The organism is Streptomyces sp. JH34, assembly GCF_029428875.1.
Classification (GTDB): Bacteria; Actinomycetota; Actinomycetes; order Streptomycetales; family Streptomycetaceae; genus Streptomyces.
Genome location: NZ_JAJSOO010000001.1, coordinates 3,894,624 through 3,907,685 on the forward strand (window position 1 = coordinate 3,894,624; position 13,062 = coordinate 3,907,685).

Genomic DNA, 13,062 nt, shown 5'->3' on the forward strand with positions numbered 1-13,062 from the left:
CCCGTTGCGAGGCGCTTCGGTGCGTCCGCTCCGGCGGCCCCGCGCAGCCGGCGGTATGCCGGTGATCGCGCCCATGCCCGCCGCTCGGCCGACCCGGCTGCCGTCGCAGCGCGAGGGCGCTGAGGAGGCGGTGGCGGCAGGAACGACGATCGACCATCTCACCGAGACCTACCGCGCGCACTACCGCTCGCTGCTGGGCCTCGCGGCGCTCCTGCTGGATGACACCGCGTCCTGCGAGGACGTGGTGCAGGAGGCGTTCATCCGTGTGCACTCGGCGCGAAACCGGGTGCGCGATCCGGAGAAGACGCTCGCCTACCTCCGCCAGACCGTGGTCAACCTGTCCCGTTCCGCGCTGCGTCGGCGCATCCTCGGACTGAAGCTCCTCTCCAAGCCGATGCCCGACATGGCGAGCGCGGAGGAGGGCGCGTACGACCAGTTGGAACGGGACGCGCTGATCAAGGCGATGAAGGGGCTGCAGCGACGCCAGCGCGAGGTGCTGGTGCTGCGTTACTTCTCGGACATGACGGAGGCCCAGGTCGCGGAGACGCTGGGGATATCGCTCGGTTCGGTGAAGGCGTACGGCTCCCGGGGTATCGCCGCTCTGCGCGTCGTGATGGAGGCGCAGGCATGAGCGGTCCCGAGCACAGGCACGACGATGACCGGACTGGAAACGGAATTGTGAACCACGGGCCGGAGCACACCCCGAACACCGATCCGGAGCAGGACGGTGAAAGGACGCAGGACGCGGTCGACGGAGCGGAGGCCGCCTCAGGGCCCACCGCCCCACGGGCGGTCTCGGACACCTCTGAGCTGGGTGCCGACAGGTCGGACGGTGACGACGGGGGCACGCATGACCCGGGCGCGCATGACCAGGGCACGCACGACCCGGGCACGTACGAGCCGCACGGTCACGACTCGGGTGATCGTGAGTCGGGGGCGCACGACTTCGATGCTCGTGACCCGGCGGACGGTGCTGCCGCTGTGTCCGGTGGCGGCACGCTGACCGAGCTCTTCGGCGGCGGGGGGGCGGGTCAGGCCGGCGGTGCGTCCGCGAACTCCACAAACTCCTTCGGGGGCTTCGGGGGCTCCGCGAATTCTGCGGGCTCCGGCGATGAGGACATGGACGAGGTCGCGCTGCGCGCCCTGCTGCGCGGCGCTGTAGGGGGTCTCGAGCCCTCGGACGGCACCCTCGACCATCTGCACCGCGCGGTGCCCGCCAGGCGCGCCAGGCGGCGACAGGGCGTGGTGGGGGCCGCCGCAGCGGCTCTGCTGATCGGGACGGCCGTCCCCGCGTTCGTCCATGTGGCGAACTCGGACGGTTCCGTCGCGGCCAACCCGGCCATCGCCGGCCACGGCCAGCAGGCCCAGGGAGGCAGCGGCGAGGAAGCGGGTGGTGAAGCCGACGGCGGAAGGACGGCCGGGCCCGCGGACCCCCGGAGCGAGGGATCCGAGGGCGAGGCGGGCGACTCCGCCTCTCCGTCACGAGGATCGGAACCCGGTGCCGGGAGCAGCGGGAACACGGGCCAGGACGACCCCCCGGGCTCCGACAAGGCCGTCAGCACGGCCTGCGAACCCGACCAGCTCGGGATCGCCTCCGCCCAGGCCGGCGCGGCCGGTGCGGACGGCACGGTGTACGGAACCTTCAGGATCGCGAATGTCTCCGGCAACGCCTGCTCGGTGACCAGCAACGGCACCGTGGGCTTCCAGGCGGCGGGCGCTGCCGACCCGCTGAAGATCACCGTCGTGCAGCACACCGCCGGCGATCCCGCGGGCGGGCTGCCCGACCCGTCGACGGAGCCGGGAGCCGTGTTCCTGAAGCCGACGATGACGTACGAGGTGCGCTTCGCGTGGGTGCCGTCCGCCACCTGCCCGACCACCGGCGGTTCTCCGAGTCCGACGCCCACCGACGGCGTCGGGAGCGGTGCCGGAGGCGGTAGCGAGGGCACGGGGGGCGACGCGGGGACGACGGACGTGACGACGCAGTTCGGCAGTGCGGACGAGGGCCCGGCTGACGGCAGCATCGCGGTCACCCACACTCCGGAGGCGGGTGCGCCGACGGCGGAGACCACGATCGCCAACGCGTGCGCGGGCACGATCTACCGCACAGGCGTACTGAACGCCTCGTAGCCTCCATAGCTACTCGCAGCCTCGTGTGCGTACTTGGCCGCGGATGCGGCCGCGACGACGGACCCGGACGGATCTCCGGCCACGGACGGGGCGCGGCGACGGACGGGGCGCGGCGACGGACGGGGCGCGGCGACGGACGGATCGTGGCCACGGCGACCGGGCGGGGCGAGGACACGGGCGCCGACGGGGCGAGGCCGGGGCGAGGACACGGGCGCGGACGGGTTGCCGCGGCCGACTGGTGCCGGACCGCGGATACGGCAAGGGCCCGCCGGGAACTTCCGGGTTCCGGCGGGCCCCTGCCCGCGTCCGTGGATGTGGACCGTGTGTTCGTGTCCGCCCGTGCCCCTCGGGGAGCTCCGTCAGTCGGCGTCGGCCGCGAGTCCCAGCTGTACGTCGCGAGCCGCCTCCGCCTCACGGCGCACGAGGCGGAACCACATGAAGAGCACGAACCCGCCGAAGACGAACCACTCGCCGGTGTAGCCGAGGTTCTGGAAGGCCTTCAGGTCGAGCCCGCTGCCCTGCGCGGCCGCCGCGGGCACCGGCTTCAAGCCGCCGCCCGTGCCCCCGGCCTCCGGCTCGGGCAGAGTCACCCAGGCGTCGTAGACGTCGTACGGAACGAGGTTGACGAGGGAGGCCGCGCTGATCATGCCCAGCTGCCCCTCGGGGAGTCCGCCACTGACGTCGACGCCGGTGGTGCCGCTGTTCTCGGAGGCCTGCAGATCGCCGGTCACGGTGACCTCGCCGGCCGGCGCGGCCGGCACCCGGGTGCTGCCCGGGGCACCGGCCAGCCAGCCCCGCACGACGGGCAGCGCCTTGCCGCTGTCCGTACGCAGCAGATTCAGCACGTAGAAGCCGTCACGGTCGTCGAGCTCGCGGCCGGGGACCAGGAACTGGTCGGCGTACGTCCCCGTCGCCACGGCCGGGCGGCCGGAGGTATCCGTGCTCACGGGGAGCAGGTCGGCGAGGGGCTTCGGGGAGCGGGTGCCCGGATCGGGGCGCTCCTCGGCCTTCTCGTGCGTCTGCACGCGGTCCTCGAAACGACCGAGCTGCCAGGTGCCCATGAGCACGCAGAACGGGATGGCCAGCACGACGAAGAGGTTGATCCCCCACCATCGCGGAGTCAGCAGGAACCGGTACACCCCTCCACGGTACGGTTCCCCGCTCCGGGCCCCCGGAGCGGGGTGCACCATTTATCCAGGCCTTACGCCGTCGGCCTCGCTTCCTCCCCGCCCTTCCTGCCGGTCTTTCCCGGGCCGTCACCGCGGCCTTCGTCCCGGCCGCCGACCGGCGCCTGCCCGAGGTGGCGCAGCGCGAAGTCCAGCTCCAGCCGTACCTGCTTGATCCGCTCCTCCACGACGAGCGAGCCGTGCCCCGCGTCGTAGCGGTACACCTCGTGGACGGCGTCACGGGCGGCGAGGCGGTCCACGTAGTTCTCCACCTGACGGATGGGGCAGCGTGGGTCGTTGACGCCGGCGGAGATGTAGACCGGGGCGCGCACGGCGTCCACGTAGGTCAGCGGGGACGAGGCCTCGAAGCGCTCGGGCACCTCCTCCGGGGTACCGCCCAGCAACGTGCGGTCCATCGCCTTCAGCGCCTCCATCTCGTCGTGATAGGCGGTGACGTAGTCGGCGACCGGGACCGCCGCCAGTCCGAGGGCCCAGGCCTCCGGCTGCGTACCCAGGCCGAGCAGTGTCAGATAGCCACCCCATGAGCCACCGGCCAGCACCAGCCGCTCCGGGTCCGCGAGCCCGGACTTCACCGCCCAGTCCCGGACGGCCGCGATGTCCTCGAGCTCGATCAGCCCGACCCGGTGCTTGAGCGCGTCGGTCCAGGCGCGGCCGTACCCCGTCGAGCCGCGGTAGTTGACCCGCACGACGGCGAAGCCATGGTCCACCCACGCGGCGGGACCCGACGCGAAGGCGTCGCTGTCGTGCCAGGTGGGCCCACCGTGTATCTCGAAGACCGTGGGGAACGGGCCGTCGCCGGTGGCCGGGGTCTGCACCAGGGCGTGGACGCGGCCTCCGGGGCCGTCCACCCAGGCGTCCCGGACCGGCACCGACGCCGGAGCCTTCGCACCCGGCGGGTCGAGCACGACGGAGCCCGCGGTGGAGCGCACGGCGGGCGGCTGCGCGGCCGACGACCACAGGTACTCCACCGTGCCGTCCGGACGGGCCGTGGCGCCCGACACCGTCCCGGCGGGGGTCTCGACCCTGACGGGCCCCGCGGTGCCCGGCTCGTAGCGCCACAGCTCGCTGCGGGCCTCGAAGCTGTGCTCGATCAGCAGCGCGGAGCCGTCCGGATACCACTCCGCTCCCGCGTCACCGGGCAGATCGACCGGCAGGTCCGTCTGCGTCCCCGCCACCGGGTCCCAGATCATCGGCTCCCACCGTCCGCGCCGCTGATGCCCCACCAGCAGCCGGGTGTCACCCGCCACAGGTGCGAAGCCGAGCACCGACAGGCCCAGCTCCTTCGTTCCGCCCTCGGTGTCGTCCAGCTCGGCGACCGTCGAACCGTCGGGGCGCACCACCCGCAGCGCGGAGTGCATCGCGTCGCCGTGCTCCGTGTGTTCCAGGGCGATCAGTGTTCCGTCGTGGGAGAGGTCACCGACCCCGGCGGACTCACGGTGCTGGTAGATCTCGACGGGTTCCGCCCCCGGGGACACCAGGTGCACGGTCGTGCCGTCCTCGTCGGTCGACCGGCCGACCACAGCCGTGCCGTCACGGCCGATCGCGAGGCCCGCCGGATAGGACGGCTCCAGGCCGGGCGCGGCCGCCTCGTCCGCACCGCCGTCGAAGGGCTGCCGCATCCACACGCCGAACTCGTCGCCGTCGGTGTCGGCGAACCACCAGACGGTCCGGCCGTCCGGCGTCAGCACGCCGTCGGTCGTCCCGTTGGGCCGGTCCGTGACCTGCCGCTGCTTCCCGGTCGCCCGGTCCCAGGCGTACAGCTCGTACGTCCCGGTGGCGTTGGAGACGAAGAGCGCGCGGTCGGGAGCGTCCTCGGCCCAGTCGGGCAGGGACACGCGCGCAGCGCGGAAACGCTGCTCCCACTGCGGCGGCTCCTGCTCCCGCTCCGGTACGGACGCGTCGTTCTGTGTGTCGCTCATGCCCCCATCCAACCCGATGTGGTCACAACGCCGTGCGGTCTGTGGATAACTGTTCGCGCCCACCCCCAGCCTGTGGGTAACTTTCCCGCATGTACGCACGGACGCCTGACGACTGGCACGAGCTCAACCGCGCACGCTGGGACGAGCGCGTACCCATCCACGCTGCCGGTGACTTCTACGGTCTGGACGCCTTCCTGGCCGGCCGGGACGCCCTGCGTGACTTCGAGCTGGCGGAGGTCGGGGACGTGACCGGCCGGACACTTCTGCACCTCCAGTGCCACATCGGCCTGGACACCCTGTCCTGGGCCCGGCACGGAGCGGCCCACGTCGTGGGCCTCGACTTCTCCCGGCCGGCCGTCGAGACGGCTCGTGGCCTGGCCCGCTCGCTGGAGCTGCCGCCGGAGCGGGCGGCCTTCGTCGCAGCCGATGTGTACGACGCGGCCCAGGCGGTCCCGGACCCCGCGTACGACATCGTCTACACCGGACTCGGGGCGCTCAACTGGCTCCCTGACGTGTCACGTTGGGCAGAGGTCGCCGCTTCGCTGGTGGCACCGGGAGGATTTCTCTACCTCGCGGAGTTCCACCCGTTCACCGACTGCCTGGACGACGAAACCGGGTCGACGGTCACGTACGACTACTTCAGCCGGGAGGCCTGGGTGGACGAGTCACCCGGCACCTACGCGGACCTGGACGCCGTGACCGTCCACAACCGCAGCGTCGAGTGGCAGCACCCGGTGGGAGAGGTGGTCTCGGCGCTGGCGGCGGCGGGACTCCGGATCGAGTTCCTGCACGAGCACGACGCGTCTCTCTTCCCGCGGTACCAGGTGCTGAAGCGGGGCGACGACGGGTACTACCGGTTCCCGGCGGACCGTCCACGTTTCCCGATGATGTACTCGGTCAAGGCGTCGCAGCCGGTCAGGGGCTGACCGGCGGCCGGCACCGGCGCGAATGTCAGTGGCGGGCGCCACACTCGACCGCATGACTGAGACGACCGGCGGTACGGGCGTGGTGTGGGGGGCGGCCCAGGTGCGGGCCGCCGTGGAGGCCTACTGGGCCGCGGCCGGGGCGCGGGACTGGAGCGCCTTCGCCGCCACCCTCGCGGACGACGTGGTGTACGACCTGCCGCAGAGCCGGGAGCGCATCCTCGGCAAGGAGCGCTACGTCCGGTTCAACCGGGAGTATCCGGGGGACTGGCAGGTCCGGGCCGAACGGATCGTGGCCGACGGAGAGGGACGTCAGGCTGCCGCCAGAACGCTCGTCACCCTCGGACCGGAGGAGACGCACGCCATCCACTTCTTCACGTTCGACGCGGACGGCAGGATCGTCGGAGTGACGGACTTCTGGCCCGAACCCTATGAGCCTCCCGCAGGCCGCGAGCACCTGGTCGAGCGGTACTGAGCCCGGGGTCCGGCCCTCTTCCCGTGCGCCCGCTCGTCGCGCGCCCGCCGGCCTGTCCGCCCTCCCGGCAGAGTGGGTGACCGGCCCGTCGTACGGCGGTACCACCGGCGGGGCCGGTGGTACCGCGGTGTGCGCCGGGGCGGGCCGGCTCTATGCGCGTTATGCCGCGGAGCGGAAGGCCGGCAGGTAGCCGTTCGACTGCCCGATGGCCTTGGGGTGGTACGAGTTGGTGACCGGGATGGACACGCTGTGGATCCACGCGTCACCCGAGCAGAGCTCGTGCCCGGTGAACTCGTCCACGACGCTGGAGTACGTGAACCCCGCGTCGGCCGCCCGCTTGGCCAGCACCCCGTTCAGCACGTCCGAGGCGTTGTTGATCGCTCCGCGTTCCGTCTCGGTGAGGCCGGCGATGCAGCTCCCCGACAGCTGGTAGAAGCGGGGGTATCCGAGTACCACCACATGGGCCTGCGGGGCCCGGGAACGGATGCCCGAGTAGAGGGAATCGAGCTTTCCGGGCAGCGTGTTCTGGACTGCGGACACCGCCGTGTTCACGCGGCTGACGCAGGTGGCCTCACTCTGCAGGACACATGTCTGCATGACGTCCGCGAACCCGACGTCGTTGCCGCCGGCCGTGACGCTGACGAGCGACGTCGACGAACTCAGGGCGCCCAGCTGGCCGCTGGACACGGAGGACGTCGTCGCACCCGAGCAGGCGACGAACGCGAACGACGACGGGGCGTTCGCGTTCTTCCAGAGGTAGGGGTAGGCGTTCGTGCTGCGCTTGCAGTCGCCGCTCTCCGACGTGTAGCTCCCGGCGCCCACTCCGGAGGAGTAGGAGTCACCGAGAGCGACGTAGTTCTCGCCGGCGGCGGATGCTGGTTGTGCGACGCCGAGTGCGGCCACGGCGGCGATCGCGAGGGTGAAGAGGGACGCCCGGAAGGTTCGTACTGACACGGCTGCCAGCCCTTCGAAATGTGGGGGACGAGTGGGGAGTTCGTGGGGCGAGCACGTTTTTAGCAGCTTCCGGTACCCGGCGGTAATGGCTGCGGAGAAAGTCGTCTGATATGCCCGAAGGATCGTTCGGTAGACGATGCTCCGCGCGTAGATAAACCTCCGACAGGCCCCCGAAACGGTGAAGTTACGGGGTACCTACGTGCCCGGCGCGACTCCTCTGCGTCACTTTCGAGGGGGCGCCGCCTGTGCGAACGTGCGGATGCCGTCCGTTCTCGTCCCGTGTTCGCATTCCCCTGCGCCACATGCGACCGCGGCCGCCAGGAAGCCTGGCGGCCGCGGTGCGTCGAGGGCGTGAGACGTCAGAGCGTGCGCTCCAGGCGGTCCGCCATCAGCCTGCTGAAGCGCGAGGGGTCGCTCAGCTCGCCGCCGTCCGAGAGCAGTGCCAGCCCGTGGACGAGCTCGGCGGTCTCAGCGAGTTCGGTGCCGGCGCCCTCCTCGCCGCTCCGCTCGGTGTACGCCTTCTTCAGGCCGCTGATGAGCGCGTGCGAGGGGTTGAGTTCGAGGATGCGCTTGATGTGCGGCACCTCCTGGCCCATGGCGCGGTACATGTTCTCCAGGGCCGGGGTGACATCGTGCGTGTCCGAGACGATGCAGGCGGGCGAGACGGTGAGCCGCGAGGAGAGACGCACCTCCTTCACGGTGTCACCGAGCTGCTCCGTCATCCAGGTCAGCAGACCGGCGTAGTCCTGTTGCTGCTTCTCGCGCTCGGCCTCGACCTCCTTCTTCTCCTCGTCGGTGTCCAGGTCGACCTCGCCCTTGGAGATGGACTGGAGCGGCTTGCCGTCGAACTCGGGGACGGACTGGACCCATACCTCGTCGACGGGGTCGGTCAGCAGGAGGACCTCGAAACCCTTGGCGCGGAAGGCCTCCATGTGGGGGGAGCTCTCCATGGCCGCGCGCGACTCGCCCGTCATGTAGTAGATCTGCTCCTGGCCCTCCTTCATCCGCTCCACGTACGAGCGCAGGGTGGTCAGTCCCTCCTCGTCCTGGGTGGAGGCGAAGGAGGAGATCTCCAGGATCGCGTCACGGTTCTCGAAGTCCTGGAACAGGCCCTCCTTGAGGACCCGGCCGAACTCCTTCCAGAACGTGTCGTACTTCTCAGGTGTGTTGGACCTGAGGTCCTTCACCGTCGAGAGCACCTTCTTGACCAGGCGGCGCCGCATCATCTCGATCTGCCGGTCCTGCTGCAGGATCTCGCGCGACACGTTCAGTGAGAGGTCCTGGGCGTCGACCACTCCCTTGACGAAGCGGAGATACGTCGGCATGAGCGCTTCGCAGTCATCCATGATGAATACGCGCTTCACGTAGAGCTGCACTCCGCGCTTGTGGTCCTGCATGAACAGGTCCTGCGGTGCGTGGGACGGCAGGAACAGCAGTGCCTGGTATTCAAACGTCCCCTCCGCCTGCATGCGGATGGTTTCGAGCGGGTCGGTCCAGTCGTGACTGATGTGCTTGTACAGCTCGCTGTACTCCTCATCGGTCACGGAGTCCTTCGACCGCGCCCAGAGGGCCTTCATCGAGTTGACAGTCTCGGTCTCGGGCTCGGCGCCTTCCTCGCCCGCCACCGCCGCCATGCGGATGGGCCAGGTGATGAAGTCCGAGTACCGCTTGACGATCTCCCTGATCTTCCAGGGCGAGGTGTAGTCGAAGAGCTTGTCCTCGGTGTCCTCGGGCTTCAGTCGCAGTGTGACCGAGGTGCCCTGCGGCGCGTCGTCGACGGATTCGACGGTGTAGGTGCCCTCGCCGCTGGACTGCCAGCGCGTGCCGGTGTCCTCGCCCGCCCGCCGGGTCAGCAGGGTGACCTCGTCGGCGACCATGAAGCTCGAATAGAACCCGACACCGAACTGTCCGATGAGCTCCTCGGAAGCGGTGGCGTCCTTGGCCTCCTTCAGTTCCTGGAGGAATTTCGCCGTACCGGAATTCGCGATCGTCCCGATCAGCTGCACGACCTCGTCGTGCGACATTCCGATGCCGTTGTCGCGCACGGTCAGTGTGCGCTTCTCCTGATCGGCCTCGATGGCGATATGGAGGTCGGACGAGTCCGCCTGGAGAGAGTCGCCGCGGAGAGTCTCAAGTCGCAGCTTGTCCAACGCGTCAGAAGAATTGGAAATGAGCTCACGCAGGAATACATCCTTGTTCGAATAAATCGAATGGATCATCATCTGCAGGAGCTGGCGCGCTTCTACCTGAAACTCGAATGTCTCGGCCGGCATGGGTACGGGTTCCCTTTCCTGGGGTAAGTCATCTGAGTCGCTGTATATCGTAGCCAGGGCCCGGGCCGTTCATGTGCCGGTTCGGCCACGGCCGTTGACCGACCCGGTCGCCCGCGGGCGTGCGGACACGCGCACCGTCGCGCGACGCGCGGCCTCTCCGGCGGGCAGACTGGGACGCATGGGCGATACACCAGCGGCTTCGGGGACCGGGCGGGGCCCCGGCCTTCCTCCTGTGATCACGTGCCGGGAGCCGGGCAGCTTCGCCCGGGGCGTCATGGCGGAGCGCCATCCGGCGTTGATCGAGCGGGTGCGTGAGGCGTTTCCGTACGGCCCGCGGCAGCTCCGGGCCCTGGACGCCCTGTTGCACGAGATCGAGCACGGTGTCGTCGAACCGCTCGAGCACGGGTGCCCTGACCGCGACCTGTGGCTGCGGTGGGGTCGTGAACACGTCGGACGCCCGTGGTTCGAGGCCCCGTTCCTCTGGTCCGAGAGCTACTTCTACCGCCGGCTCCTGGGTGCCGTGGGCTACTTCGGAGAGGGCGCGTGGCGGGGAATCGACCCCTTCGCCCCGTTCAAGCGTGCCGAACTGGGCGGTGGCACTGTCGAGGAGGAGCTCCGGGCCCTGGACGATCTCGTCGCCGTACCCGCGGCAGAGAGGGCGACGGCGCTTCTCCGGGCCTCGCTCTGGGGCAACCGCGCCGACCTCGGCTTCCGCGGCCCGACGGCTGAAGGCGGCCCGGCGGAGGAAGCCAAGCCGACGAGTGACAGTGGCCCGCCGGGCGAGGGCGGTCCGGCGGGCGGCACCGCGCCCGGCGAGTCCGATGCCGGTGTCGTCGCCGACGACAGCGCGCTGCTGTGGTCACTCCTGCCGCCGGGGGCCCACGCCACCGTCGCCGTCATCGCCGACAACACCGGACGCGAGCTGATCCCCGATCTCGTCCTCATCGACCACCTGCTCGAGCACGACCAGGCCGACCGGGTGGTGCTCCACGTGAAACCCGGCCCGTACTACGTCTCCGACGCGATGACGGCCGATGTCGTCGACTGCGTGCGACGGCTGGGCAGGGCTCCCGGGGAGGCGGGCGCGATCGGCGGGCGGATCCGGGAGGCCATGGGCGCCGGACGGCTCGACGTGCGCGCCCACGCGTTCTTCTGCGCCCCGTTTCCGTACGAGCGGATGCCCGACGACCTCCGGGCGGAGCTCGGATCGGCAGCGTTGACCATCCTGAAGGGCGACCTCAACTACCGGCGCCTGGTGGGTGACCGGCAGTGGCCCGGGACCGCGTCGTTCGAGGCCCTCACGGCCTACTTCCCGGGAGCCGTCGCGGCGCTGCGGACGCTGAAGTCCGATGTCGTCGTGGGCCTGGACACGCGGACCCTGGACGGGCTGGAGCGTTCCGGCCGTGCGTGGCGCACCAGCGGCACGCACGCACTGATCCAGGTGCGGCCCCGGGAGTCCGCCCTCAGCACTCCACCCCGTACCGGGTGAGAAGGTCGTGCCAGCCCCGCTCCAGCCGATCGACCGGCGTACCGCGTTCGCACGTCAGGTGGTGGACGAGGGGGGCGTCGATCGATCCGAGCAGCGTGTGCGCGAGCAGGTCCGGCTCACCGGTCGCACGCGCCTGACGCAGCAGCAGGGTGACGTGACTGATCCTCAGCCGTTGTGCGGGGACGGTGTAGGTGCGCAACGGATCGGTGCGGGAGGCCAGGATCAGCTCGTGGTGATCGCGTTCGTGGCGCATCACGGCGGGGCCGAAGGCATGCAGCCGCTCGGCTGCGGGGGCGTCCGGGCCCAAGGGAGGCGGCCCGGAGAGGAAAGCGGCCTGCAGCAGGGACTCGCGGTGGTCGAGCAGGGCGATGAGCAGGCCGGTGCGGTCCTTGAAGCGTCGGAAGACGGTGCCCTTGCCGACCCCGGCGGCGGCGGCCACCGATTCCATGGTCAGATCCGACGCCCCGCAGTCCGCCAGAAGGCGGGAGGCGGCGTCCAGCAGGAGCGCTCGATTGCGCGCCGCATCCGCTCGCAGCATCTCCGGTCCGCCGGCGGCGGCGAGCGTGAGACTCGTTCGCGCCTCGCCCGGGTCGGGGGGCCCGGGCGGCGGGGAAAGGGGGTCGGTCATGGCTTCAGGGTAGCCCCGGACGGCATAAGTGGACCGCGGTCCGGTTAGGTGGTACAACTTTAAACGGACCATGGTCCGCTTACTTCTGCAGTCTCCGTCTCCCGGGAGCTTCCCCCATGTCTGTACGCATCCTCGCCCTCGTCGGCAGCCTCCGCGCCGGCTCCCACAACCGTCAGCTCGCCGAGGCCGCCGTCAAGCACGCGCCCGAGGGCGTCGAGGTCGAGCTGTACGAGGGCCTCGCCGACGTCCCGTTCTACAACGAGGACATCGACGTCGAGGGTGGCGTCCCGGCTGCGGCCGCCGAGCTGCGTGCCGTGGCCGGCCGGTCCGACGCGTTCCTGCTGTTCTCGCCCGAGTACAACGGCACCATGCCGGCCGTGCTGAAGAACGCCATCGACTGGCTGTCCCGCCCGTACGGTGCCGGCGCGCTCACCGCGAAGCCGGTCGCCGTGGTCGGTACCGCCTTCGGCCAGTTCGGTGGCGTGTGGGCCCAGGACGAGGCGCGTAAGGCCGCGGGCATCGCCGGTGGAGCGGTCCTCGCGGACGCCAAGCTCTCCATCCCCGGCTCCGTGACCCGCTTCGCCGAGCTCCACCCGGCGGACGACGCCGAGGTCGTCACCTCGCTGACCGAGGTGCTCCGCCAGGTCGCCGAGGGCACCACGGTGGCCGCCTGATCGACCTCCGGCGGTGTTGCGCCGAGGATTCCGCGCCGCTGCCCGAGAATTCCGCGTGCCCGGCCCCTCTTCTCGGAGAGTGGCCGGGCACACGTGCGTTCACAGCGGGAGACGACCTGCCGCGGGACCCTGTGGCCCGTCAGGTCTGCTGCTGCGGATCACGGGCAGACCCGAGCGCGCCGGATCGACGGCCTGGGCGCCGCGCCAGGCGCGGCGACAGTGAGGCTTGATCGAAGGCCTTCGCCCCCGGTTCGGCCCCGAGCACGACAGAGGCCAGGTCCTGAATTTAGGACCTGGCCTCTGACCTGGTGTTTCAGCTGTCGGGGTGGCGGGATTTGAACCCACGACCTCTTCGTCCCGAACGAAGCGCGCTGCCAAGCTGCGCTACACCCCGATGCCCACCGGTCTCCCGG

General features: G+C 70.6%; 11 protein-coding genes and 1 tRNA gene. 6 read left to right on the forward strand and 6 right to left on the reverse strand.

Annotated elements, in window-relative coordinates; all coding sequences use genetic code 11:
• The first annotated feature begins 55 nt into the window (after positions 1 to 55).
• Entirely contained in the window at positions 56 to 631 is a 576-nt protein-coding gene (locus LWJ43_RS17355; RefSeq protein WP_277335911.1) for a SigE family RNA polymerase sigma factor, read from the forward strand.
• The gene (locus LWJ43_RS17360; RefSeq protein ID WP_277333149.1) at positions 628 to 2,127 is read left to right on the forward strand and encodes a hypothetical protein; all 1,500 of its coding nucleotides are present in this window, start codon (positions 628 to 630) and stop codon (positions 2,125 to 2,127) included. Before LWJ43_RS17355 ends, LWJ43_RS17360 begins: the two co-directional genes overlap by 4 nt.
• Positions 2,128 to 2,486: 359 nt before the next feature.
• On the opposite strand, the gene LWJ43_RS17365 is transcribed toward LWJ43_RS17360, so the two are convergent.
• Positions 2,487 to 3,266, reverse strand: a complete 780-nt coding sequence (locus tag LWJ43_RS17365; protein ID WP_277333150.1) for an SURF1 family protein — start codon at positions 3,264 to 3,266, stop codon at positions 2,487 to 2,489.
• A gap of 62 nt (positions 3,267 to 3,328) precedes the next feature.
• Complete coding sequence (locus tag LWJ43_RS17370) at positions 3,329 to 5,233, reverse strand: S9 family peptidase (RefSeq protein WP_277333151.1); 1,905 nt, start codon at positions 5,231 to 5,233, stop codon at positions 3,329 to 3,331.
• A gap of 89 nt (positions 5,234 to 5,322) precedes the next feature.
• Between LWJ43_RS17370 and LWJ43_RS17375 the strand changes: the two genes are divergently transcribed.
• Positions 5,323 to 6,159: a class I SAM-dependent methyltransferase gene (locus LWJ43_RS17375; RefSeq protein ID WP_277333152.1), complete on the forward strand. Its 837-nt coding sequence runs from the start codon at positions 5,323 to 5,325 to the stop codon at positions 6,157 to 6,159.
• Positions 6,160 to 6,211: 52 nt separating this feature from the next.
• Entirely contained in the window at positions 6,212 to 6,631 is a 420-nt protein-coding gene (locus LWJ43_RS17380) for a nuclear transport factor 2 family protein (protein WP_277333153.1), read from the forward strand.
• A gap of 159 nt (positions 6,632 to 6,790) precedes the next feature.
• On the opposite strand, the gene LWJ43_RS17385 is transcribed toward LWJ43_RS17380, so the two are convergent.
• Both LWJ43_RS17385 and htpG read right to left on the reverse strand, forming a co-directional pair.
• Complete coding sequence (locus LWJ43_RS17385; RefSeq protein ID WP_277333154.1) at positions 6,791 to 7,585, reverse strand: SGNH/GDSL hydrolase family protein; 795 nt, start codon at positions 7,583 to 7,585, stop codon at positions 6,791 to 6,793.
• A gap of 359 nt (positions 7,586 to 7,944) precedes the next feature.
• Positions 7,945 to 9,858, reverse strand: coding sequence for a molecular chaperone HtpG (gene htpG / locus LWJ43_RS17390; RefSeq protein ID WP_277333155.1), 1,914 nt, complete (start codon positions 9,856 to 9,858; stop codon positions 7,945 to 7,947).
• 178 nt (positions 9,859 to 10,036) lie between these two features.
• Here htpG and LWJ43_RS17395 point away from each other — a divergent pair, with 178 nt between their 5' ends.
• The gene (locus LWJ43_RS17395) at positions 10,037 to 11,347 is read left to right on the forward strand and encodes a damage-control phosphatase ARMT1 family protein (RefSeq protein WP_277333156.1); all 1,311 of its coding nucleotides are present in this window, start codon (positions 10,037 to 10,039) and stop codon (positions 11,345 to 11,347) included.
• Here the strand turns inward: LWJ43_RS17395 and LWJ43_RS17400 are convergent.
• Positions 11,322 to 11,975, reverse strand: coding sequence for a TetR/AcrR family transcriptional regulator (locus LWJ43_RS17400; protein ID WP_277333157.1), 654 nt, complete (start codon positions 11,973 to 11,975; stop codon positions 11,322 to 11,324). The genes LWJ43_RS17395 and LWJ43_RS17400 overlap by 26 nt on opposite strands.
• A 116-nt stretch (positions 11,976 to 12,091) precedes the next feature.
• Here LWJ43_RS17400 and LWJ43_RS17405 point away from each other — a divergent pair, with 116 nt between their 5' ends.
• Complete coding sequence (locus tag LWJ43_RS17405; RefSeq protein WP_277333158.1) at positions 12,092 to 12,649, forward strand: NAD(P)H-dependent oxidoreductase; 558 nt, start codon at positions 12,092 to 12,094, stop codon at positions 12,647 to 12,649.
• Positions 12,650 to 12,969: 320 nt separating this feature from the next.
• On the opposite strand, the gene LWJ43_RS17410 is transcribed toward LWJ43_RS17405, so the two are convergent.
• Positions 12,970 to 13,043: transfer RNA gene (locus LWJ43_RS17410), tRNA-Pro, on the reverse strand.
• Between the last annotated feature and the right edge of the window lie 19 nt (positions 13,044 to 13,062).